The organism is Mesorhizobium sp. B2-1-8 (assembly GCF_006442545.2).
Taxonomy (GTDB): domain Bacteria; phylum Pseudomonadota; class Alphaproteobacteria; order Rhizobiales; family Rhizobiaceae; genus Mesorhizobium.
The window spans coordinates 1,724,182-1,742,697 of record NZ_CP083952.1; the positions used below are offsets into that span (position 1 = coordinate 1,724,182).

The following is an 18,516-nucleotide window of genomic DNA, read 5'->3' on the forward strand; positions in this document are numbered from 1 at the left end:
CTTTGCCTGACGCAACCGGTTCCCAGTTTTCCTGGAATTGCGCTATCCTTCGTATTTCTCCAGGAACGCCTCGGCCGACAAATCCCGAAAATCGTCGAGCGAAGCGCGTAGCCTGGCATGGTCCCAGTCCCACCAGGCCAGTGCCTGGTAGCGCTCGGCGGTGCGCCGGTCGAAGCGCTCGCGGATCGGCTTGGCCGGCACGCCGGCGACGATGGTGTAGGGCGCGACGTCCCTCGAGACGACCGCGCCAGCGCCAACCGCGGCACCATCACCGACGGTGACGCCGGGCAGGACGGTCGAGCCGTGGCCGAGCCAGGTGTCGTGGCCTATGGTGACGCGCTTGGCGCGACGCTGAGCGAAGAATTCGCTCTCATGCTCAGCGTCGTCCCAATAGTCCGACGCGCGGTAAGTGAAGTGGTGCAGCGTCGGCCGCCATGTCGGATGGTTGGTGGCGTTGAGGCGCACGCTGGCCGCGATGTTGGCGAATTTGCCGATCGTCGCACACCAGACGGCGCAGTCCTGCATCATGTAGGAATAATCGCCGAGCTCGCTTTCCGAAACCCGGCTGCGGTCGGCGATCTCGGTCCAGCGGCCGAGCGTCGAGTTGTGCACCTCCGCCGTCGGGTGGACCAGCGGCGTCTCCGACAATTTCCTGGTCATGCGGCGAGCTTTCCCGGCGCGAAGGCGGTAACGTCGATGACGCGGTCGGCCACCGCCTCGCGCACTTCGTGGTCATGGAAGATGCCGAGCAAGGCGACGCCTGCCGCCTTCTTGGCGGCGATGAGTTCGATCACCACGTCGCGGTTGGTCGCGTCGAGCGATGCGGTCGGCTCGTCGAGCAGCAGGATCGGATGTTCGGTGATGAAACCGCGCGCGATGTTGACGCGCTGCTGCTCGCCGCCGGAGAAGGTTGCCGGCGGCAGCATCCAGAGCTTTTCCGGCAGATTGAGCTGGGCCAACAGGGCCCGTGCCTTACCCCTCGCGACCTCACGCTCCTCGCCGCGTTCGACCAGTGGTTCGGCGACGACATCGAGCGCCGAAACGCGCGGCACGGTGCGCAGGAACTGACTGACATAGCCGATCGTTTGCCGGCGAACGGAAAGCACCGTGCGCGGGCTGGCATGGGCGAGATCGATCAGCCCGTCCTCGTGCATGACGATGATCTGGCCCTCGTCGACGGCGTAGTTGCCGTAGAGCATCTTCAGGATCGAGCTCTTGCCGGCACCGGACGGGCCGCCGAGCACGGTGCATTCACCCGCCTTGATCGAGAACGAGACACCCGCAACGACAGGCAATTTGATGCCGTCGCGCAGATGCATGGTGAAGCTCTTGGCGACGTCGGAGACAACGAGAGGGGTCGGCATCAGAAGGTTCTCCAACCGTCAATCGTCGGCGGGACAGCGCCCCCCTCTGCCTTGCCAGGCATCTCCCCCTCAAGGGGGGAGATCGGCTGTCGCATTCGTCGTCGCCAATCTGCTGCATTGTAGAATAGGCGGGACATGGAAACTGCCAATCTCCCCCCTTGAGGGGGAGATGGCCGGCAGGCCAGAGGGGGGTGTTCAAGCGCCATCGTCAAACCTGTAGGATCGAGGAAACCAGCAATTGCGTGTAGGGCGCGCGCGGGTCATCGAGCACGCGGTCGGTGAGGCCGCTTTCGACGACGCGGCCGTCCTTCATCACCATCATGCGCTGCGACAGAAGCCGCGCCACGGCGAGGTCGTGGGTGACGACGATCGCGGCAAGGCCAAGGTCGGTGACCAGACCGCGCAGGAGGTCAAGCAGGCGCGCCTGCACGGAAACATCGAGGCCGCCGGTGGGCTCGTCCATGAACACCAGCCGTGGCCCGGTGACGAGGTTGCGGGCGATCTGCAGGCGCTGGCGCATGCCGCCGGAAAAGGCTCGCGGTTCGTCGTCGATGCGGTCTTCCTCGATCTCGACGCGCGACAGCCAGTCGACCGCCGTGGCGCGGATCTTGCCGTAGTGGCGCTCGCCGACCGCCATCAGACGCTCGCCGACATTGGCGCCGGCCGACACGGTCATGCGCAGCCCATCGGCCGGGTTCTGATGGACAAAACCCCAGTCGGTGCGCATCAGGAAGCGGCGCTCGGCCTCGCTCATGCGGTAGAGTTCGCGGAAGTGGCCGTCGCGCATGCGGTAGCTGGCGGTGCCGGAGGAGGGCAGCAGCCGCGTCGACAGGCAATTGAGCAGCGTCGTCTTGCCGGAGCCGGATTCGCCGACGACCGCCAGAACCTCGCCCGGCCACAGGTCGAAAGAGACGTTGTCGCAGCCGACGCGCGAGCCGTAGAATTTCGACAGCGCCGAGACGCGCAACAGCGGTTCGTCGGTCATTGCGCCGGCTCCATGTTTCCTGGGGCAAGATCGGTTTCGGGGGCAAGGTGGCCGCGATGGCCCTCTTCACGCCGCTTCTCGCAATAATCGGTGTCGGAGCAGACGAACATATGGCCGCCATGGTCGTCGAGGATGACCTCGTCGAGATAGACATTCTCGGCCGCGCACAGCGCGCAGGGCTGGTCGAAAGTCTGCACCTCGAACGGATGATCCTCGAAGTCGAGGCTGACGACATCGGTGAAGGGCGGCACCGCGTAGATACGCTTTTCGCGGCCGGCGCCGAACAGCTGCAGGGCCGGGGAGCGGTGCATCTTGGGATTGTCGAACTTCGGCGTCGGCGACGGGTCCATCACATAACGGCCCTCGACCTTGACCGGATAGGCATAGGTGGTGGCGATACGCCCGTGTTTGGCGATGTCCTCATAGAGTTTCACATGCATGAGGCCATATTCCTCCAGCGCATGCATCTTGCGTGTTTCGGTCTCGCGCGGCTCGAGGAAGCGCAGCGGTTCGGGAATCGGCACCTGGTAGACCAGCACCTGGCCAGCGGTGAGCGGATGTTCGGGGATGCGATGGCGGGTCTGGATGATGGTGGCGGCGGCAGTATCGGTCGTCACCGCGACGTTAGCGACTTTCTTGAAGAAGGCGCGGATCGAGACGGCATTGGTGGTGTCGTCGGCGCCCTGGTCGATGACCTTCAGCACGTCATCGGGGCCGATGATCGATGCCGTGACCTGGACGCCGCCGGTGCCCCAGCCATAGGGCATCGGCATTTCGCGCGACGCGAACGGCACCTGGTAGCCGGGGATGGCGATGCCCTTGAGGATCGCGCGGCGGATCATCCTTTTGGTCTGCTCGTCGAGATAGGCGAAGTTGTAGGTGGCGATGTCGGTCGGTTGCGCAGTCATTCCGCTGCCTCCTTCTTTTCTTCCGCCTTTGCTGGATTTTCGCGGGCCTCATACTCGGCGCGCATGCGGCGCACGAGGTCGAGCTCGGCCTGGAAGTCGACATAGTGCGGCAGCTTCAAATGCTCGACGAAGCCGGTGGCCTGGACATTGTCGGAGTGCGAGATGACGAACTCCTCGTCCTGCGCGGCAGCAAGGATGTCCTCGCCGAGTTCGGAGGCGCGCAGCGCCCGGTCGCAGAGCGCCATGGCCATCGCCTTGCGCTCGCTCTGGCCGAAGACGAGGCCGTAGCCACGGGTGAATTGCGGCGGCGCCTTGGCCGAACCCTTGAACTGGTTGACCATCTGGCATTCGGTGACCCGCACCGTGCCGAGCGGCACGGCGAACGGCAGTTCGGGCACGTCGAGCTCCAGCTCGACCTCGCCGATGCGGATCTCGCCGACGAAGGGATGGTTGCGGGCATAGCCGCGCTGCGTGGAATAGCCGAGCGCCAGCAGAAAACCCTCGTCACCGCGCGACAGCGCCTGCAGGCGGATGTCGCGCGCCATCGGGAATTCCAGCGGCTCGCGGGTGATGTCGCCGGGAACGTGGTCCTGAGGCATGTCGCCATCGGGCTCGATCAGGCCTTCGCGGGCGAGGATGGCCGAGACACGCGGCATGGCCTCGGCCTCGCCGGCGCGCTGCAACGGTTCGGCGACATCGGCGCCGGCGGCAAGCTCCGGGTCGAGCAGGCGGTGGGTGTAGTCGAAAGTCGGACCAAGCAACTGGCCGCCAGGCAGATCCTTGTAGGTCGCCGAGACGCGCCGTTCGGCCAGCATCGCGCTGGTGTCGATCGGGCTGGTGTAACCGAAGCGCGGCAGCGTGGTGCGGTAGGCGCGCACCAGGAAGATCGCCTCGATCATGTCGCCGCGGGCCTGGACGATGGCGAGTGCCGCCAATTCACGGTCATAGAGCGAGCCTTCGCTCATCACCCTGTCGACACCGAGCGCCAGTTGTTCGACAATCTGGTCAAGGCGCAGCGCTGGCACCGAGCGGTCGCCGCGCCGGCGGTCGGCAAGCAGGCTGTGAGCGTTGGCAATTGCGGCTTCGCCACCTTTGACCGCGACATACATCTTCAAGCCTCCATCGTCTCGATGCGCGTCGTGCGCGGCAGGCAGGCTATGCCGTCCGATGTGGCGAGGATGATGTCGACGCCACGAGGAAAGCGCTTGTTGTTTTGCTTCCACTGCTCGACGAAATGGCGCGGCATCTGGGCCGGTGCGATCGTGGCGCTGGTTTCGATGCCGGGGCCTTCCAGCAACAGCGGGGCCCCTGAAGCGAGGTCGCCGACCTGCAGGATCAGCGTCGTCGATCGGTCGGGATAGTCCTGCGTGCCCTGCGAAAAGCCATCGATCGCCATCATCTCGGCGGGCATGGCAATAAACGCGAAATGCGCGTCGGCTGATGTGTTGGCCAGCGGTGCGCCCGTGTGGAAACCAAGCCAGGAGCTGATCGCCGCGGATGCATGCAGTGCCGGGTCGAGCCAGAGCGGCGTGTCGTTGTCGCACAGCGCCAGGGCAATGGAGCCTGATGTTGCCGAAAGCGGCGCCGGCGGACGGGCCCGCGCCGGTAAGGGCTGGACGCTGCCCGGCCGCGCCATGGCATCCATGACGGCCCGAAACACGGCCTGGGCGTTGAAGACCGGGTCGGCGAAACCGCCTTCGATCGATTGCGCAGCGATATCCATCAGTCTTCTCCGCGAACCATGGTGAAGAAATCCACCTTCGTTGCCGCCGTCTCGGCGCGGCGTTTTTCGTGGGCAGCGGTCAGAGCGGAGCGCAAGGGCGCAATAAGCCTGGTCTCGACCTCGGTGCGGCGGGCAGGGTCCTGCCAGAGCGCGTCGGCGATGGCTGCCAGCTTCGCCTTCTGCTTATCGCGGCCAAGCGCGTAGCAATGACCGACCTGCCCGGATGGCAGCCGGACGGTGGCGCGAGTGACGGTCGCTTCGCCGACATTGAAGGGCGCGCCGCCGCCGCCGATGCGGCCACGCAGGGTGACCAGGCCGGTCTCGGGGCCGCGCAGCAATTCGGCTTGCGAAGGCAGGCCGGCCTCGTTCCAGAGCCGCACGATGTCGTCGCCGCTCGATTGCGCCAGCGTCGCCATGGCGGCCTTGCGCTCGGCCTGGTCCCGGGCTTCCTGTCCTCGCATCGCCAACTTTCCTCTTTGCTAAATTTGTCTATTGATATAGACAACTATACAAATTATACATACTACCTAACGCGAGTCCATGACGGGTGCGTGACAGGATTGGCCGGGGGGCAAAAACATGATCGGGCAGCAGGTGGTCGACAGCATCGAGCGGCGCAGCGGTGTTTCACTGTGGCGCCAGATCGCCGACAGGATCCTGCAATCGATTGCCACCGGTGATTTCGCCGAGAATGCCGCGCTGCCGCCCGAGGTCGCTCTGGCCGAGCGCTACGGCGTCAACCGTCACACCGTACGCAGCGCCATATCGGCCCTCGTGCAGGAGGGCGTGCTGCGGGCCGAGCAGGGGCGAGGCACCTTCGTCTTGTCGCGCAAGCGGCTGTCTTATCCGATTGGCGCGCGGACACGCTTTTCGACTGGCCTGCAGGGGCAGACGTCGGAACGGCACATCGTGCTGCTCTCCTCATCGATCGAGCCCGCCAGCCAGCGCGTTGCCGAAGGGCTCGGTCTGGCCCGTGGCACCGAGATGATACGGCTGGAGACACGCGGCGAGGCCGACGGGCGGCCGGTGTCGCGCGCCGCCGCTTGGTTCGAGGCGAGGCGCTTTGCAGGCATCGACAAAGCGATGGCGCAGACCGGTTCGATCACCGCGTCGCTCGCCCGTTTCGGTATAGACGATTATCTCAGGCAATCGACCGTGCTGTCGGCGCGCCACGCGGACGCCGCCGACCTTGCCGACCTCGACCTGCAGCCGGGCGCCATAGTCCTGGTCACGGTGGCGGTCAACGTCACGCCCGACGGCCAGCCGATCCAGTTTTCGGAGTCGCGTTTTCCTGCAGAGCGAGTGGAGCTGAAGCTCTCGGCGCTGTAGGCCCTGGCTATCCGATCTCGATAACGGCCTTGATCAGGCCCGACTTTTCGTGCGCCCAGCGTGCGAGATCCCTTGGCGTATCGGCCAGCGTGGTGCGGTGGGTGACGAGCTTGGCAAGCGGCACGGCACCATTCCGAATCGAGGCGGCGACATGATCGAAGTCGGCGCGCAACGCATTGCGGCTGCCGATCAATGTCATTTCGCGCTTGTGGAACTCAGGGTCGGAAAAGACGATGTCGTCCTTGACGACGCTGACCAGTACCAGCGTGCCGCCATGCGCGACATGGGCGAAGGCCGATTGCACCGACCGGGTGTTGCCGGTGGCGTCGAAGACCACGTCGAAGCCTTCGCCGTCGGTCGCATCACGCACCAGATCGGACACGGGTGCTTGCGAGCCGTCGAGAATCGAAAAGCCGAGCTCACTCGCGGCGAAGGTCAGTCTTTCGGTGCTCATGTCGAGAAGTGTCACCTCGAGCCCGGCAATGCGTGCGAAGATGGCGGTGCCAAGCCCGATCGGGCCGGCGCCGATGACCAGCGCGCGTCCACCGGGCTCGGAACGCGCACGGCGCACGGCATGCGCGCCGATGGCCAGGAATTCGACGGCGGCGGCGTCGGCAAGCGACAGCCCGTTTGTGGGATAAAGGTTCTGCGCCGGCACCAGGATCCGTTCGCACATGGCGCCGTCGCGATGCACGCCGAGCACTTCGATCCTGACACAGCAATTTGGCTTGCCGTGCCGGCAGGCGATGCATTTGCCGCAGGAGAGATAGGGGTTGATGATCACCGGTTCGCCGACCGCAAGACCGACTCCTTCGCCGACTTCGACGACGGTGCCGGAGACTTCGTGGCCCATGATGCGGGGGTAAGCGAGGAAAGGATGCTTGCCCTCGAAGATGTGATAGTCGGTGCCGCAGATGCCGACATGGCTGACCGCGACCAGCGCCCAGCCGGGAGGCGGCGAGCCGGGAGCAGGGCGGTCTTCCAGGATAAGCTCACCTGGCGAGCGGCAGATGACGGCTTTCATGCTTCAATCCACTCTGTCACGAAATCGCCGGCCCGTTTCCGACAGGGCCGGCGATCGATTTTGGTTTGCCGCTACTTGCCGCCGCGGCGGCGCAGGCCATCGAAATAGACGATGACGATGATCAGCGCGCCGGTGATGACACGCTGCCAGAAGGCGTTGACGTTGAGCAGGTTGGCGCCGTTGTTGATGGTCGCCAGGATGAAGGCGCCGAGCAGTGGCCCGTGCACCGAGCCGACCGCGCCGAACAGTGAGGTGCCCCCGATCACCGACGAGGCGATCGCCTGCAGTTCCCATCCTTCGGCCTGGGTCGGATTGCCGATGCCGATGCGCGAAGCCAAGAGCACGCCGACGAACGCCGCGCAGAGACCCGACAGCGTGTAGGCCATGAAGATGGTGCGTTGGACATTGACGCCGGACAGGCGCGAGGCCTCGGCGTTCGACCCGACCGAGAACAGGTACCGGCCCCAGCGGCTGTGATGCAGGAAGACATAGGCGGGTATGCCGACCAGCAGCACCATCCAGAACAGATTGGGGATGCCGACGAAGGAGTTGCGCGAGAATTCCTGGAAAGCATCATTGTTGATCGAAATCGAATTGCCGTTGGTCATCAAAAGGCCAATGCCGCGCAGCGAGGTCAGAGTCGCCAGCGTGATGATGAAGGGCGGCAGGCCCATCTTGACGATGCCAAACCCATGGAAAAGGCCGATGGCGACGCCGACCAGCAGGGTGAGCAGGATGGCGAGGAAGACCGGGAGGCCGGCATTAATCAGCATCGCGGCGATGACGGTTGCGAAGCCGACCACGGCGCCGACGGACAGATCGATGCCGCCGGTGATGATGACGAAGGTCTGGCCGACAGCCAAAATGGCGATCATCGAACCCTGACGCAGCAGATTCGAGATGTTGTTGGCCGACGCGAAGCTCGACGTGGAGAACGACAGAATGACCCACAGCAGCACCAGCAGCGCCAGCAGCGTCAGTCCGAACAGTGCGTTGTAATTGCGCTTCGGTTTTTCGGCAGGAATCGCCTCGGTGCTCATGTCTTTCCTCCCAGCTTTTCTTGTTTCTCGGCGAGCGCCTGTGTGAGAATGTCTTCGTGATCGGCGGTGTGGAACCCGTGCGTGGCCACCAGCTTGCCGCGGCGGAACACGTGCAGCGTGTCGGCCAGTTCATAGACTTCCGGCAAATAGGACGAGATCAGGATGATGCCCGCGCCCTTCGACAAGAGCGCGCTGAACAGGCGGTAGATCTCCGCCTTGGTGCCGACGTCGACGCCGACCGTCGGCTCGTCGAAGATGAACAGCTTGGCGCCGTGCGCCAGCCATTTGCCGATGACGATCTTCTGCTGATTGCCGCCCGACAGGCTGGAAGCCAACGCATGGCGCGTCGGCGTCTTGATCCTGAGGCCTGCGATCTGGCGTTCGGCCTCGGCCTTCTCTTTGGCGTTCGATATCAAGAGATTACTGGAGATGCGCTTGTAGATCGGCAGGTTGAGGTTGAGGCCGACCGGCAGGTTGAGACAAAGGCCCTGGTCGCGGCGGCTTTCCGGCGCCAGCGCCATGCCGAGCTTGATGGCGTCATGCTCGGAGTTGATCTGGACATCCTTGCCTTCCCACAGGACCTGGCCGGCCGACTTCTTGTGCCGGCCGTAGAGCGTGGTGACGAATTCGCTGCGTCCAGCGCCGATCAGGCCGTAGAGCCCGACGATCTCGCCGGCACGGACTGTCATCGACACGTTTTCGAAGCCCTTGCCCGAGAGGTTCCTGGCCTCGACGATCGCGGCACCGGGAGTGAAATGCTCCTTGTGATATATCTGCTCGATCGAACGGTTGATCATCAGCTTGACGAGTTCGGCGTCATTGGTCTCGCTGATGTTCCTGGTGCCGACCAGCGTGCCGTCGCGCAGCACCGAAACACGATCGGCGAGTTCGAACACTTCCTCCATGCGGTGACTGATGTAGATGATCGTCACGCCCTCGGACTTCAGGCGGCGGATCAGAGTGAAGAGCTGGTCGGCCTCCTTGCGAGTCAGGTAGGCGGTCGGCTCGTCGAAGATCAGGAATTTGGTGCCGCGCACGGTGGCGCGGGCGGCGGCGATCAACTGCTGCTGGCCGATGGTCAGATCGCCCAATGTGACATGCGCCGGCAAGTCGAAGCCGAGATCGTCGATGATCTTCTGCGCCTCCCTGACCATGACGCGCTGCTGCAGGATGCCGAAGCGCGAATTCTCCTCGCCGAGGAACATGTTGGCGGCGACGGTCAGATGACGACAGAGCACGACCTCCTGGTGGACGGCGTTGATGCCGAGGGCCATCGCCTCATGCGGGGTCGCCAGTGCAGCCGGTTGGCCCTCCCAGATCACTTCTCCGGAGGTGCGCGGCATGACGCCGGTCAAAAGCTTGATGAGCGTGGATTTGCCGGCGCCGTTCTCGCCGACGATGGCGTGGATCTCGCCTGCCTTGAAGGCAAGGTCCACCGGCTTCAAGGCGTGAGTGCCGGGATAGCGCTTTTCCAGCCCGCGCAATTCGAGGATGGTCCCTCCGGGCTCCAGCGCGGGAGCCGGATGCAGTTCGTGCGCCGTCGGCGTCATGGCGATCCTCCCAGATTTGCCTCGCGGCTGGCACCCGGCGAGGCTGTGATCGTCTTTTCAAACAGCCTAGCCAAAGCCAGCCGATTGCCAAGCCGCTCGTGGCGGCGGATGTTTCCGGGGCGCGATGCCCCGGAAACGGTTTTGAACACCGGCTGCTTAGAGCTTCGGATTGAGCAGCGCGTCGATCTTGGGGTCCTTCATATTGGCCTTGGTCACCAGATTGGCGCCAGTGTCGACATTTGCCTCCACCTTCTCGCCCTTCGAGGCGGCGAGCGCCGTCTTGATGCCGTCATAGCCCATCCGGTACGGATCCTGGACGACGAGGCCGGAAATGACGCCGTCATTGAGGAACTTGATCAGCTTCTCGTCGCTGTCGAAGCCGATCAACCCGACCTTGCCGGCAAGTTTGTTCTCGGCGATCGCCTGACCGACGCCTTGCGCCATGATCAGGTTTGACGCGAAGATGCCCTTCAGGTCCGGATTGGCGGTGATCAGGTCGGTCGCGATGTTGAGGCCGGTGGTGGCCTGGCCGTCGGCGTATTTGTCGGCGATCAGTTCGAGGCCGGGATATTTAGCCTTGAGCTGTTCCTTGAAGCCTTGCGCGCGCTGTTCGAGCGAGCCAGCGCCGGGGAGCGCGGTGATAAGCGCAACCTTGCCCTCGACCTTGCCGCCGTTGGCGGCGCCGATCGCGGCGGCGAGACCGTCAGCGGCGACGCGGCCGCCCTGCACGTTGTCGGTGGTCAGGAACGAGGTGAAGGCCTTGGAGTCGGCGCCCGAGTCGATGCCGATGACCTTGACCTTGGTCGCGGCTTCGTCGATCGGCTTGCCGAGCGCCTTGGCTTCGGTCGGCGCGATGACGACGGCGGCCGGGTTGCCGGCGACGGCGTTCTCGAGGATGGAGATCTGGCCGTTGACGTCGGTCTCAGCTTGGGCGCCGAGTTCCGGCACGTTGACGCCGAGGTCCTTGCCGGCCTTGCGGGCGCCGGCCAGAACGATCTGCCAGTAGAAGGACGTGGTATCCTTGACGATGATCGGAATGGTCACGTCCGCCGCCGAAACCGGTGCGGTATGCATGACGCCGGCGAGCATCGAGGCTGCCGCCAGGGCCATGACGGCGCGGCGGTTGAGAATGCTGGTCACGAATTTCATGGGATCCTCCCTAAGTCGCCTGGTGAACGTTACGGAAGCTCGGTTCGGATAGGCGTGGCCCAAACAGAACTTTATCAATAAAAAACAGTTGCACTGTTTTGATAGTGCATCGTTCCGGCCGATGCAAGCGGTGTTTCCAGTCAGTCCTCCCAAAGGCCTGACAACGATTCACCTACCGGCGCGGCTCCTCTCCAGTCTTAGTCAGGCGCTCCCGTTTCCGTTCTACGGAAGCATGGAATATTAATTCCATACAGCAGTCAACATGGAATGTTCATTCTTTTCTGAGGTCGCAACATTGTGAAGCCGACCCGCGACCCTGTGCACATTGCGACGGTGCGCGCTTCAAGACAGTTTCTGCACCACCGTGTAGGGACGATACTTGGCATATTCCGTCTCCGGCACGTCGATATCGAGCAGCTCGAGGTTGCGTGTCAGGTTCGCCAATCTTGCGGTACCGGTCAGCACGGTGGCAACTGCAGGTTCGTGCAAAGGAAACTGGAACGCGGCCGCCGCCAGCGGATAACCGCCTTCACCGGCGATCTTCTCCATGGCGTCGACACGGTCGAGAACGTCGCGGCTGGCGGGTTGGTAGTCGAAATGCGCGCCCTGCACCGGCCCGGTCGCCAATATGCCCGAGTTGAAAACGCCGCCGATGACCAGCGACGTCTGTTGCGCACGGCACAGCGGCAGCAGTTCGGCTTCCGCGCTGCGGTCGAGCAAGGAATAACGGCTGGCGAGCAGGATGCAGTCGAGCGGCGCCCGGCGCATCACGTCGAGGCAGATCTGGACTTCGTTGACGCCGAGCCCGTAGGCCGAAATCGTGCCGGCCCGCTTCAGCTCCTCGAGCGCCTTGAGCCCGCCGTCCATCAACTGGCGAAAGTGCAGTTTGGTCTTCTCGACACCATGCGTGTAAACGCCGATGTCGTGCACATACAGGATGTCTATCCTGTTTAGCCCAAGCCGCGCATAGCTGAAGTCGACCGACCGCATGATGCCGTCATAGGAATAGTCGTACTCGAGCGCGAAGGGTAGCGGATCGACATAGGAATGGTCCGGCACCTGGTCTTCCGGCACCGGGCGGAACAGGCGGCCGACCTTGGTCGACAGCACGTAGGAATCGCGTGGCTTGTAGCGCAGGAAATCGCCGAAGCGACGCTCCGACAGGCCGAAACCGTAGAAGGGCGCGGTGTCGAAATAGCGCAGGCCGGCTTCCCACGCGCCTTGCAGCGTTTCCATCGCCGCTTCGCGCGAACAGGCCCGGTAGAGGCCGCCGATCGCAGCGCCGCCGAAGCTGATCTCGGTGACCTCCAGTGCCGTCTGGCCGATGCGGCGTCTTTTCATGCATAACCTCCCCGTGGCCGACCGTTGTGCGGCTCGGCAAGTTTACCAGACATGCGTCGAAAACTAGAGCGTCGCGCCGAGATGCCAGGGCACGAACTCGTTATCGCCGTAGCCAAAATCCTCGCTCTTGGTCTTGCGGCCTGAAGCCGTCTCGACGATCAGTTCGAAGATCTCGCGACCCATGCCGGCAATGGTCTTTTCGCCGGAGGCGATGACGCCGCAATTGACGTCCATGTCCTCTTCCATCTGGTGATACATGGTCGAGTTGGTGGCGACCTTGATCGAGGGTGTCGGCCGGCAGCCGAAGCAGGAACCGCGACCGGTGGTGAAGACGATGACATTGGCGCCGCCCGCCACCTGACCGGTAGCCGAGACCGGGTCGTAACCGGGCGTGTCCATGAACACCAGCCCGTTGCCGGTGACCTTTTCGGCATAGCCGAACACGCCGTTGAGCGGCGTCTGGCCGCCCTTGGCAACCGCGCCGAGCGACTTTTCCAGGATGGTGGTGAGGCCGCCGCGCTTGTTGCCGGGCGACGGGTTGTTGTCGATCGAGGCGCCATGCTTGGCGACGTGATCTTCCCACCATTTCACATAGCCATCGAGTTTCTTGGCGATCTCGGGGCTTGCGGCGCGATAGGCGAGCAGGTGCTCGGCGCCGTAGATTTCCGTCGTCTCGGAAAGGATGCCGATGCCGCCGACGCCGGCCAGGATGTCGACGGCCGCGCCCAGCGCCGGATTGGCCGTGATACCCGACATACCGTCGGAGCCGCCGCATTGCAGGCCGACGACGATCTCGCTGACCGGAATCGGCTCGCGCTTCAACTGACCAACTTCCTCGGCGATCTCGGCCAGCACGCCCATCGCTTTTTCCACCGATTTGCGCGACCCGCCCGCATCCTGGATATTGAAGTGGCGCTTACCGGCGGCGGCACCCTTCTGGCCGTAGAGGGTAAGCTGGTTGACCTCGCAGCCGAGGCCGACCATCAGCACGCCGCCGAAGTTCGGGTGGCGGGCATAGCCGGCCAAGGTCCGGTGCAGCACCATCATGCCGTCGCCGGTGGCGCTCATGCCGCAACCCTGGCCATGGACGATCGGCACGAAGCCATCGATGCCGGGATATTTCGGCAGCAAGGTCCTGTTGGCGGTGTCGGCGATCGAATGGCAGACGGTGGCCGAGCAATTGACGCTGGCGATGATGCCGATGAAGTTGCGTGTGCCGGCGCGGCCGTCGGCGCGGCGATAGCCCATGAAGGTGCGGGCGCGGTCGGCTTCGGTTGCGTGCTCGGCCTCGCTCGGCGGCACCACCGGCAGGCGGCCGGCCTCGAAGACCAGATTGTGCGAATGGACATGCTCGCCCGGCGCGATGTCCTGTGTGGTGCGGCCGATCGCCTGGGCGTATTTGACCACGGCTTCACCCGCGGCAATCGGCTTGATCGCCACCTTGTGGCCAGGCTCGATGACGGCGGCAGCGAGCGCGCCGCCCGGCAGCGCGGTACCTATCTCGATACGGCCATTGGCAACGGCGACATTGTCGGCGGGAGACAGAAGAATGGTGTTCGAGACGTTCACGGGCGTTTCCTGGGTGATCCTGGGATGCGCGGATTGACACGCGCCTGTTAAGAGTTAATGTCTTTTATCGTGAAAAAACAGTTTTGCGTCAATTGTTTTTTCGCTGCGGTTCCGCCCTCGGCAAGTGGTGGCGCTGGAAACAATGAGCCGGACCCGGAGAAAGAGATTCCTGCTTTTCAGGGTTCTGGGAACGTCATATTGCGCTTCAAGCCGGCCGCTGCAAGCGCCGGCATGAATGGGTCAGGGGATGTCGAAGAGCAACAACGTCTACAAGGACGCCTACAACCGCTGCCTCAGGCTGCTCGACGAGACGCGCAGCCTGCCGTCGGAACCTGAGCTGGGTGCGCTGCTCGGCGTCAGCCGCACGACTGTGCGCAGCATCCTGGCGCGCATGGAGGAAACCGGGCTGATCGCCTGGAACAAGCGCGCCAAGACGGTGCTGCGCGATCCTCGTTCCGACGACTTCTTTCCCGAGGAAGAGACCGACACACTGGCCGAGATCATCGAGCGGTCGTTCATGCGCAGGCTGCTGGCCGGCGGCGCCGAGGCCGGCATGCAGATCAACGAGCTCGAACTGGCGCGCGAGATCGGCGTCGGCACCACCAGCGTGCGCGAGTTTCTGATCCGCTTCTCCCGTTTCGGCCTGATCGAAAAACGCCGCAACAGCCATTGGGTGCTGAAGGGTTTTACGCGGGCCTTCGCGCTGGAACTGACCGAGATCCGCGAAATGTTCGAATTGCGTTCGGCTGCCGCCTTCACCGCGCTGCCGCAGGACAGTCCGGTCTGGGGTGATCTCGACCGGCTGGAGGAGGAACACCGCGTTCTGGCACGCGAGATCGCGACGCGCTTCAATGAGTTCTCGGAACTGGACGAGCGCCTCCACCGGCTCATCCATCGCGCCTCGCGCAACCGCTTCATCGTCGATTTCTACGACGTCATCGCCATGATCTTCCACTACCACTACCAGTGGAACAAGGCGCAGGAGCGCGAGCGCAACGAAGTCGCGATCGGCGAGCATCTCGCCTATATCGAGGCACTCAAGTCGCGCGACCTCGGCAAGGTCGATGCAGCCTGCCGCAAGCACCTGAAGTCGGCACGCCAGACATTGCTGACCTCGATCCCGGAAAGCCGGCCGTCCTTGAGTGCCGCGTTGCCGCAGCATTGAATTGCCGATTTTCGACCTGCCGCTCCCGTGATAGGTATCCTTTCAGGATTGCTTTAGAGGCAGATGGTTTGAACAGCCCGGGGAGACCGTGGAGCATACCGGTCGCGCTTGTCGCGGCCTATCTGCTGTTGCTCCAGTCTACACTTGGCGCGTTCGCTTTCAGCACCGGGCCGAGTGCCGCGCAACTCGATGCCTTCGGCAACGTCATCTGTACCCACGACGGCGCCACCCAGCTTCCCGGCGGCGACCAGCATCCATCCCATCTGCCGGCCTGCTGCACACTCGGCTGCAGCATGTTTTCTCCAACCTATGCGCCGCCGCCCGATGCCGGGCTTGCGCTTGCGTCCCTTTCCTTCGAAGCCGTCGCCTTCGTCTTCCCGGCGACCACGCATCTCGACTTCGCCCGTGAACGGTCCCCGTCGAACCCGCGCGCGCCGCCACTGGCGGCTTGAGCCTGCTTGCTTGCGGAACCTTTCGCGAGCGTACTCATCCAAGATCAAACCATTCGTGACCGGCGACGGCGCGATCATCACGTCATGGAGCAATCATGTCCCATTCTTTCCGTATGTCGGCGGGCACTGTGTTCGGCCACGCCCTGTCTCGCTTCAGAGCCGATCTCGGCATTGCGGCGTTAGCCCTTGTGTTCCTTGGCGCCCAGGCAGTCCTGGCGCATGAATTCAAGGTCGGCGATCTCGAAATCGAACATCCCTGGTCGCGCGCCACACCGGCCGGCGCCAAGGTGGCCGGGGGCTATTTCACCATCCTCAACAAGGGCAGTGCCGCGGACCGGCTGCTGTCGATTTCCTCCGACGTCTCCGAAAAGGCCGAGCTGCATCAAATGGGCGTCAAGGACGGCGTCATGACCATGCGGCCAGTTGACGGTGGCCTGGAAATCCCGGCAGGCGGCAAAGTTGCCCTGGCGCCCGGCGGCTATCACCTGATGTTCATCGGCCTGAAGCGGCAACCCAAGCAGGGTGAAAAATTCGCCGCCACGCTGACCTTCGAGAAGGCCGGTACGGTCAGCGTCGAGTTCGCCGTCGAAGGCATGGGCGAAATGGGCGGCATGGACGACCACGCCAATTGATCGCGCCGATCCACCAATTTTGAAATCAGAGGGACCATCATGAACAAGTATCTTTTGGCGGCTGGCGCATTTCTCGTGCTGGGGACAAATGCCGCCTTGGCGCATATCACGCTCGAAACCCAGGAGGCGGCCGTCGGCTCGACCTACAAGGCCGTCTTGCGCGTGCCGCATGGCTGCGACGGCAAGGCGACGACCGCCGTGCGCGTGCAGATCCCGGAAGGGGTGATCGCGGTGAAGCCGATGCCGAAGCCCGGCTGGACGCTGCAGACCAAGAAGGGCAAGTACGAAAAATCCTACCAGCTCTATGGCCAGGCGGTGGCCGATGGGGTGAAGGAAGTCGATTGGAGCGGCGGCAATCTGCCGGATGAATTCTACGACGAGTTCGTCTTCCGGGCGACGCTGACGGCTGATCTGCCCGCCGGCAAGAAGCTCTACTTCCCGGTGGTGCAGGAATGCGGCGATGCCGCCGCCCGCTGGATCGAGATTCCGGCCGCCGGACAGGATGAGGACGCGCTGGAGACCCCGGCGCCCGGCATCAAGCTCACGCCGAAGAAATGATTTTCTGGCGGCGCGCCCGGTCCGCAAAGTGCGCCGCCAACTCCTTGGCGGCAGCATGAACGCGACATCCCCACTTCAAGGGCCTGCAAGGACCGGCAAGCGATTCGGCTGGGCTAGTGGGCTTTTCGCGGTGCTCATGGCGCTCATCGTCATGGCCTCGACAAGCCAGGCTTTTGCCCATGCAGCGCTGATCAAGACCGACCCGGCCGACGGCGCCGTGCTGGCGCAGGCGCCGGCTCAGTTCTCGCTGACTTTCGGCGAGCCGGTCTCGCCGCTGGTGCTGACGCTGGTGACGCCCGACGGCACGCCGGTTCCGCTGACTTCCTTCCGCCTGAGCGACCAGACCGTCGAGATCGACAATCCGCGGGCGCTCAAATCCGGCACGCATGTGCTGAGCTGGCGTGTCATTTCCGCCGATGGCCATCCGGTCGGCGGCTCGTTCCTGTTTTCGATCGGCGCGCCAAGCGAGCCGCCGGCCGTCTCCGAAGCGATTGACTGGCCGTTGCGGTCGGCGATCTGGATCGGCAAGGTTCTTCTCTATGCGGGCCTTTTCCTAGGCATTGGCGGCGCTTTCGCCCTTGCCTGGCTGGCCGGGGATGGCCGTGCCGGTCAGCGCTTTGTCACGGCCGCGATCCTGTGCGGGCTGGTGGCGGCACCCTTGTCGCTCGGCTTGCAAGGTCTCGATGCGCTAGGGACGCCGCTCTCCCATCTGGCGCAGCCGGTAGCCTGGCGCACCGGGCTCGGCACCAGCTTCGGCTGGACGGTGCTGATCGCCTTGATCGCGTTGGGGCTTGGCCTGCTGTCGCTGGCCGGACCGCGCGCGACCGCCAGGCCATTTTCTCTTGCGGCCCTCGCCGGCGTTGGCGTCGCGCTTGCCGCCAGTGGCCATGCCAGTGCGGCCGAACCGCAATGGCTGACACGGCCGCTGGTCTTCGTCCATGGCGTCGGCATCGCCTTCTGGGCCGGTGCTTTGGTGCCGCTCGGCCTCGCGCTGAAGCGTCAGGCGAACGGCGCCGTTGAATTCCTGCGCCGTTTCTCAGGGGCAATCCTGCCTGTGGTCGTCCTGCTTGCCGCGGCTGGCATCGTGTTGGCCGTGATCCAGGTGCAGACACCCTCGGCGCTGGTCGACACAGCCTATGGCCGGCTGCTGCTGCTGAAACTCGCGCTGCTGGTCTTCTTGTTCACGCTTGCCGGCGTCAATCGCTGGAAGCTCACCGCCTCGGCCGAGGCGGGAGCGACCGAGGCGCAACGCAGGCTCACCCGCTCGGTCGGCGTCGAAGTGTTGATCGTGCTGGCGATTTTCGGGGTCGCCGCCGGCTGGCGCTTCACGCCGCCACCACGGGCGCTGGCGATCGCGGCGGCGCAGCCGGTTTCGGTCCACATTCATGCGCTGCAGGCGATGGCCGATCTCAGCATCACGCCTGGCCATGCCGGGCCGGTCGCCGCCTCGATGATCATCATGACCGGCGATTTCGGGCCACTCGACGCCAAGGAAGTGACGCTGGTGCTGTCGAAACCCGATTCCGGCATCGAGCCGCTGAAGCGCGCGGCAACCAAGCCCGGCGACGGCAGCTGGCGTGTCGACAACCTCATCATCCCGGTTCCCGGCCGCTGGATGGCGCGCATAGACATCCTGGTCTCGGACTTCGACATGGTGAAGATCGAGGCGCCGATCGACATCAGGCCGTAACTCACGGATGTGATACCCGTTGTCGAACGGGAAACGT

19 protein-coding genes are annotated in these 18,516 nt (G+C 64.1%); 6 read left to right on the forward strand and 13 right to left on the reverse strand.

Going from position 1 to position 18,516, the window contains the following annotated elements:
• Nucleotides 1-42: 42 nt before the first annotated feature.
• The 7 genes from FJ970_RS08465 to phnG form a co-directional block, all read right to left on the reverse strand.
• Complete coding sequence (locus FJ970_RS08465; protein WP_140756390.1) at nt 43-660, reverse strand: DapH/DapD/GlmU-related protein; 618 nt, start codon at nt 658-660, stop codon at nt 43-45.
• The gene (phnL, locus tag FJ970_RS08470) at nt 657-1,364 is read right to left on the reverse strand and encodes a phosphonate C-P lyase system protein PhnL (protein WP_140756388.1); all 708 of its coding nucleotides are present in this window, start codon (nt 1,362-1,364) and stop codon (nt 657-659) included. The genes FJ970_RS08465 and phnL overlap by 4 nt, the downstream gene beginning before the upstream one ends.
• Nucleotides 1,365-1,572: 208 nt before the next feature.
• Complete coding sequence (phnK, locus tag FJ970_RS08475; RefSeq protein ID WP_140756384.1) at nt 1,573-2,349, reverse strand: phosphonate C-P lyase system protein PhnK; 777 nt, start codon at nt 2,347-2,349, stop codon at nt 1,573-1,575.
• Nucleotides 2,346-3,257 (reverse strand): alpha-D-ribose 1-methylphosphonate 5-phosphate C-P-lyase PhnJ, encoded by a 912-nt coding sequence (locus tag FJ970_RS08480; RefSeq protein ID WP_140756382.1) that lies wholly within the window; start codon nt 3,255-3,257, stop codon nt 2,346-2,348. Before FJ970_RS08480 ends, phnK begins: the two co-directional genes overlap by 4 nt.
• Nucleotides 3,254-4,366, reverse strand: coding sequence for a carbon-phosphorus lyase complex subunit PhnI (locus FJ970_RS08485; protein WP_140756380.1), 1,113 nt, complete (start codon nt 4,364-4,366; stop codon nt 3,254-3,256). Before FJ970_RS08485 ends, FJ970_RS08480 begins: the two co-directional genes overlap by 4 nt.
• 2 nt (nt 4,367-4,368) lie before the next feature.
• The gene (phnH, locus tag FJ970_RS08490) at nt 4,369-4,980 is read right to left on the reverse strand and encodes a phosphonate C-P lyase system protein PhnH (protein WP_140756378.1); all 612 of its coding nucleotides are present in this window, start codon (nt 4,978-4,980) and stop codon (nt 4,369-4,371) included.
• Complete coding sequence (phnG, locus tag FJ970_RS08495; RefSeq protein WP_140756376.1) at nt 4,980-5,441, reverse strand: phosphonate C-P lyase system protein PhnG; 462 nt, start codon at nt 5,439-5,441, stop codon at nt 4,980-4,982. Before phnG ends, phnH begins: the two co-directional genes overlap by 1 nt.
• A gap of 118 nt (nt 5,442-5,559) precedes the next feature.
• On the opposite strand from phnG, the gene phnF reads away from it, so the two are divergent.
• Nucleotides 5,560-6,309, forward strand: coding sequence for a phosphonate metabolism transcriptional regulator PhnF (phnF, locus tag FJ970_RS08500; protein WP_140756374.1), 750 nt, complete (start codon nt 5,560-5,562; stop codon nt 6,307-6,309).
• 7 nt (nt 6,310-6,316) lie between these two features.
• Here phnF and FJ970_RS08505 read toward each other — a convergent pair whose 3' ends face one another.
• The 6 genes from FJ970_RS08505 to FJ970_RS08530 form a co-directional block, all read right to left on the reverse strand.
• On the reverse strand, nt 6,317-7,333 hold the full coding sequence (locus FJ970_RS08505) for a zinc-binding alcohol dehydrogenase family protein (RefSeq protein ID WP_140756372.1): 1,017 nt from the start codon (nt 7,331-7,333) through the stop codon (nt 6,317-6,319).
• Nucleotides 7,334-7,404: 71 nt separating this feature from the next.
• Nucleotides 7,405-8,373 (reverse strand): ABC transporter permease, encoded by a 969-nt coding sequence (locus tag FJ970_RS08510; RefSeq protein WP_140756370.1) that lies wholly within the window; start codon nt 8,371-8,373, stop codon nt 7,405-7,407.
• Nucleotides 8,370-9,923, reverse strand: coding sequence for a sugar ABC transporter ATP-binding protein (locus FJ970_RS08515; RefSeq protein ID WP_140756368.1), 1,554 nt, complete (start codon nt 9,921-9,923; stop codon nt 8,370-8,372). The genes FJ970_RS08510 and FJ970_RS08515 overlap by 4 nt, the downstream gene beginning before the upstream one ends.
• Before the next feature lie 156 nt (nt 9,924-10,079).
• Complete coding sequence (locus FJ970_RS08520) at nt 10,080-11,072, reverse strand: ABC transporter substrate-binding protein (protein WP_140756366.1); 993 nt, start codon at nt 11,070-11,072, stop codon at nt 10,080-10,082.
• Between the two features lie 342 nt (nt 11,073-11,414).
• Entirely contained in the window at nt 11,415-12,413 is a 999-nt protein-coding gene (locus tag FJ970_RS08525) for an aldo/keto reductase (protein WP_140756364.1), read from the reverse strand.
• A 63-nt stretch (nt 12,414-12,476) separates the two neighbouring features.
• Nucleotides 12,477-13,982, reverse strand: a complete 1,506-nt coding sequence (locus FJ970_RS08530) for a UxaA family hydrolase (RefSeq protein ID WP_140756362.1) — start codon at nt 13,980-13,982, stop codon at nt 12,477-12,479.
• A 247-nt stretch (nt 13,983-14,229) separates the two neighbouring features.
• Between FJ970_RS08530 and FJ970_RS08535 the strand changes: the two genes are divergently transcribed.
• The 5 genes from FJ970_RS08535 (at nt 14,230) to FJ970_RS08555 (ending at nt 18,479) form a co-directional block, all read left to right on the forward strand.
• Complete coding sequence (locus FJ970_RS08535) at nt 14,230-15,147, forward strand: GntR family transcriptional regulator (protein ID WP_140756360.1); 918 nt, start codon at nt 14,230-14,232, stop codon at nt 15,145-15,147.
• A 95-nt stretch (nt 15,148-15,242) separates the two neighbouring features.
• Entirely contained in the window at nt 15,243-15,599 is a 357-nt protein-coding gene (locus FJ970_RS08540) for a DUF2946 family protein (protein ID WP_140756496.1), read from the forward strand.
• Between the two features lie 95 nt (nt 15,600-15,694).
• On the forward strand, nt 15,695-16,231 hold the full coding sequence (locus tag FJ970_RS08545) for a copper chaperone PCu(A)C (protein ID WP_140756358.1): 537 nt from the start codon (nt 15,695-15,697) through the stop codon (nt 16,229-16,231).
• Nucleotides 16,232-16,270: 39 nt separating this feature from the next.
• Nucleotides 16,271-16,789 (forward strand): YcnI family protein, encoded by a 519-nt coding sequence (locus FJ970_RS08550; protein ID WP_140756356.1) that lies wholly within the window; start codon nt 16,271-16,273, stop codon nt 16,787-16,789.
• Nucleotides 16,790-16,844: 55 nt separating this feature from the next.
• Complete coding sequence (locus FJ970_RS08555; protein ID WP_140756354.1) at nt 16,845-18,479, forward strand: copper resistance CopC/CopD family protein; 1,635 nt, start codon at nt 16,845-16,847, stop codon at nt 18,477-18,479.
• Nucleotides 18,480-18,516: the final 37 nt, after the last annotated feature.

Bases quoted from the DNA above. Each gene is read 5' to 3' on its own strand.
- FJ970_RS08535 (WP_140756360.1), top strand. From the start codon at position 14,230: ATGTCGAAGAGCAACAACGTCTACAAGGACGCCTACAACCGCTGCCTC.
- FJ970_RS08485 (WP_140756380.1), bottom strand. From the start codon at position 4,366: ATGTATGTCGCGGTCAAAGGTGGCGAAGCCGCAATTGCCAACGCTCAC.
- phnK (WP_140756384.1), bottom strand. From the start codon at position 2,349: ATGACCGACGAACCGCTGTTGCGCGTCTCGGCGCTGTCGAAATTCTAC.
- phnH (WP_140756378.1), bottom strand. From the start codon at position 4,980: ATGGATATCGCTGCGCAATCGATCGAAGGCGGTTTCGCCGACCCGGTC.
- phnG (WP_140756376.1), bottom strand. From the start codon at position 5,441: ATGCGAGGACAGGAAGCCCGGGACCAGGCCGAGCGCAAGGCCGCCATG.
- FJ970_RS08510 (WP_140756370.1), bottom strand. From the start codon at position 8,373: ATGAGCACCGAGGCGATTCCTGCCGAAAAACCGAAGCGCAATTACAAC.
- FJ970_RS08520 (WP_140756366.1), bottom strand. From the start codon at position 11,072: ATGAAATTCGTGACCAGCATTCTCAACCGCCGCGCCGTCATGGCCCTG.
- FJ970_RS08465 (WP_140756390.1), bottom strand. From the start codon at position 660: ATGACCAGGAAATTGTCGGAGACGCCGCTGGTCCACCCGACGGCGGAG.
- phnL (WP_140756388.1), bottom strand. From the start codon at position 1,364: ATGCCGACCCCTCTCGTTGTCTCCGACGTCGCCAAGAGCTTCACCATG.
- FJ970_RS08505 (WP_140756372.1), bottom strand. From the start codon at position 7,333: ATGAAAGCCGTCATCTGCCGCTCGCCAGGTGAGCTTATCCTGGAAGAC.
- FJ970_RS08555 (WP_140756354.1), top strand. From the start codon at position 16,845: ATGAACGCGACATCCCCACTTCAAGGGCCTGCAAGGACCGGCAAGCGA.
- FJ970_RS08515 (WP_140756368.1), bottom strand. From the start codon at position 9,923: ATGACGCCGACGGCGCACGAACTGCATCCGGCTCCCGCGCTGGAGCCC.
- phnF (WP_140756374.1), top strand. From the start codon at position 5,560: ATGATCGGGCAGCAGGTGGTCGACAGCATCGAGCGGCGCAGCGGTGTT.
- FJ970_RS08480 (WP_140756382.1), bottom strand. From the start codon at position 3,257: ATGACTGCGCAACCGACCGACATCGCCACCTACAACTTCGCCTATCTC.
- FJ970_RS08545 (WP_140756358.1), top strand. From the start codon at position 15,695: ATGTCCCATTCTTTCCGTATGTCGGCGGGCACTGTGTTCGGCCACGCC.
- FJ970_RS08525 (WP_140756364.1), bottom strand. From the start codon at position 12,413: ATGAAAAGACGCCGCATCGGCCAGACGGCACTGGAGGTCACCGAGATC.
- FJ970_RS08550 (WP_140756356.1), top strand. From the start codon at position 16,271: ATGAACAAGTATCTTTTGGCGGCTGGCGCATTTCTCGTGCTGGGGACA.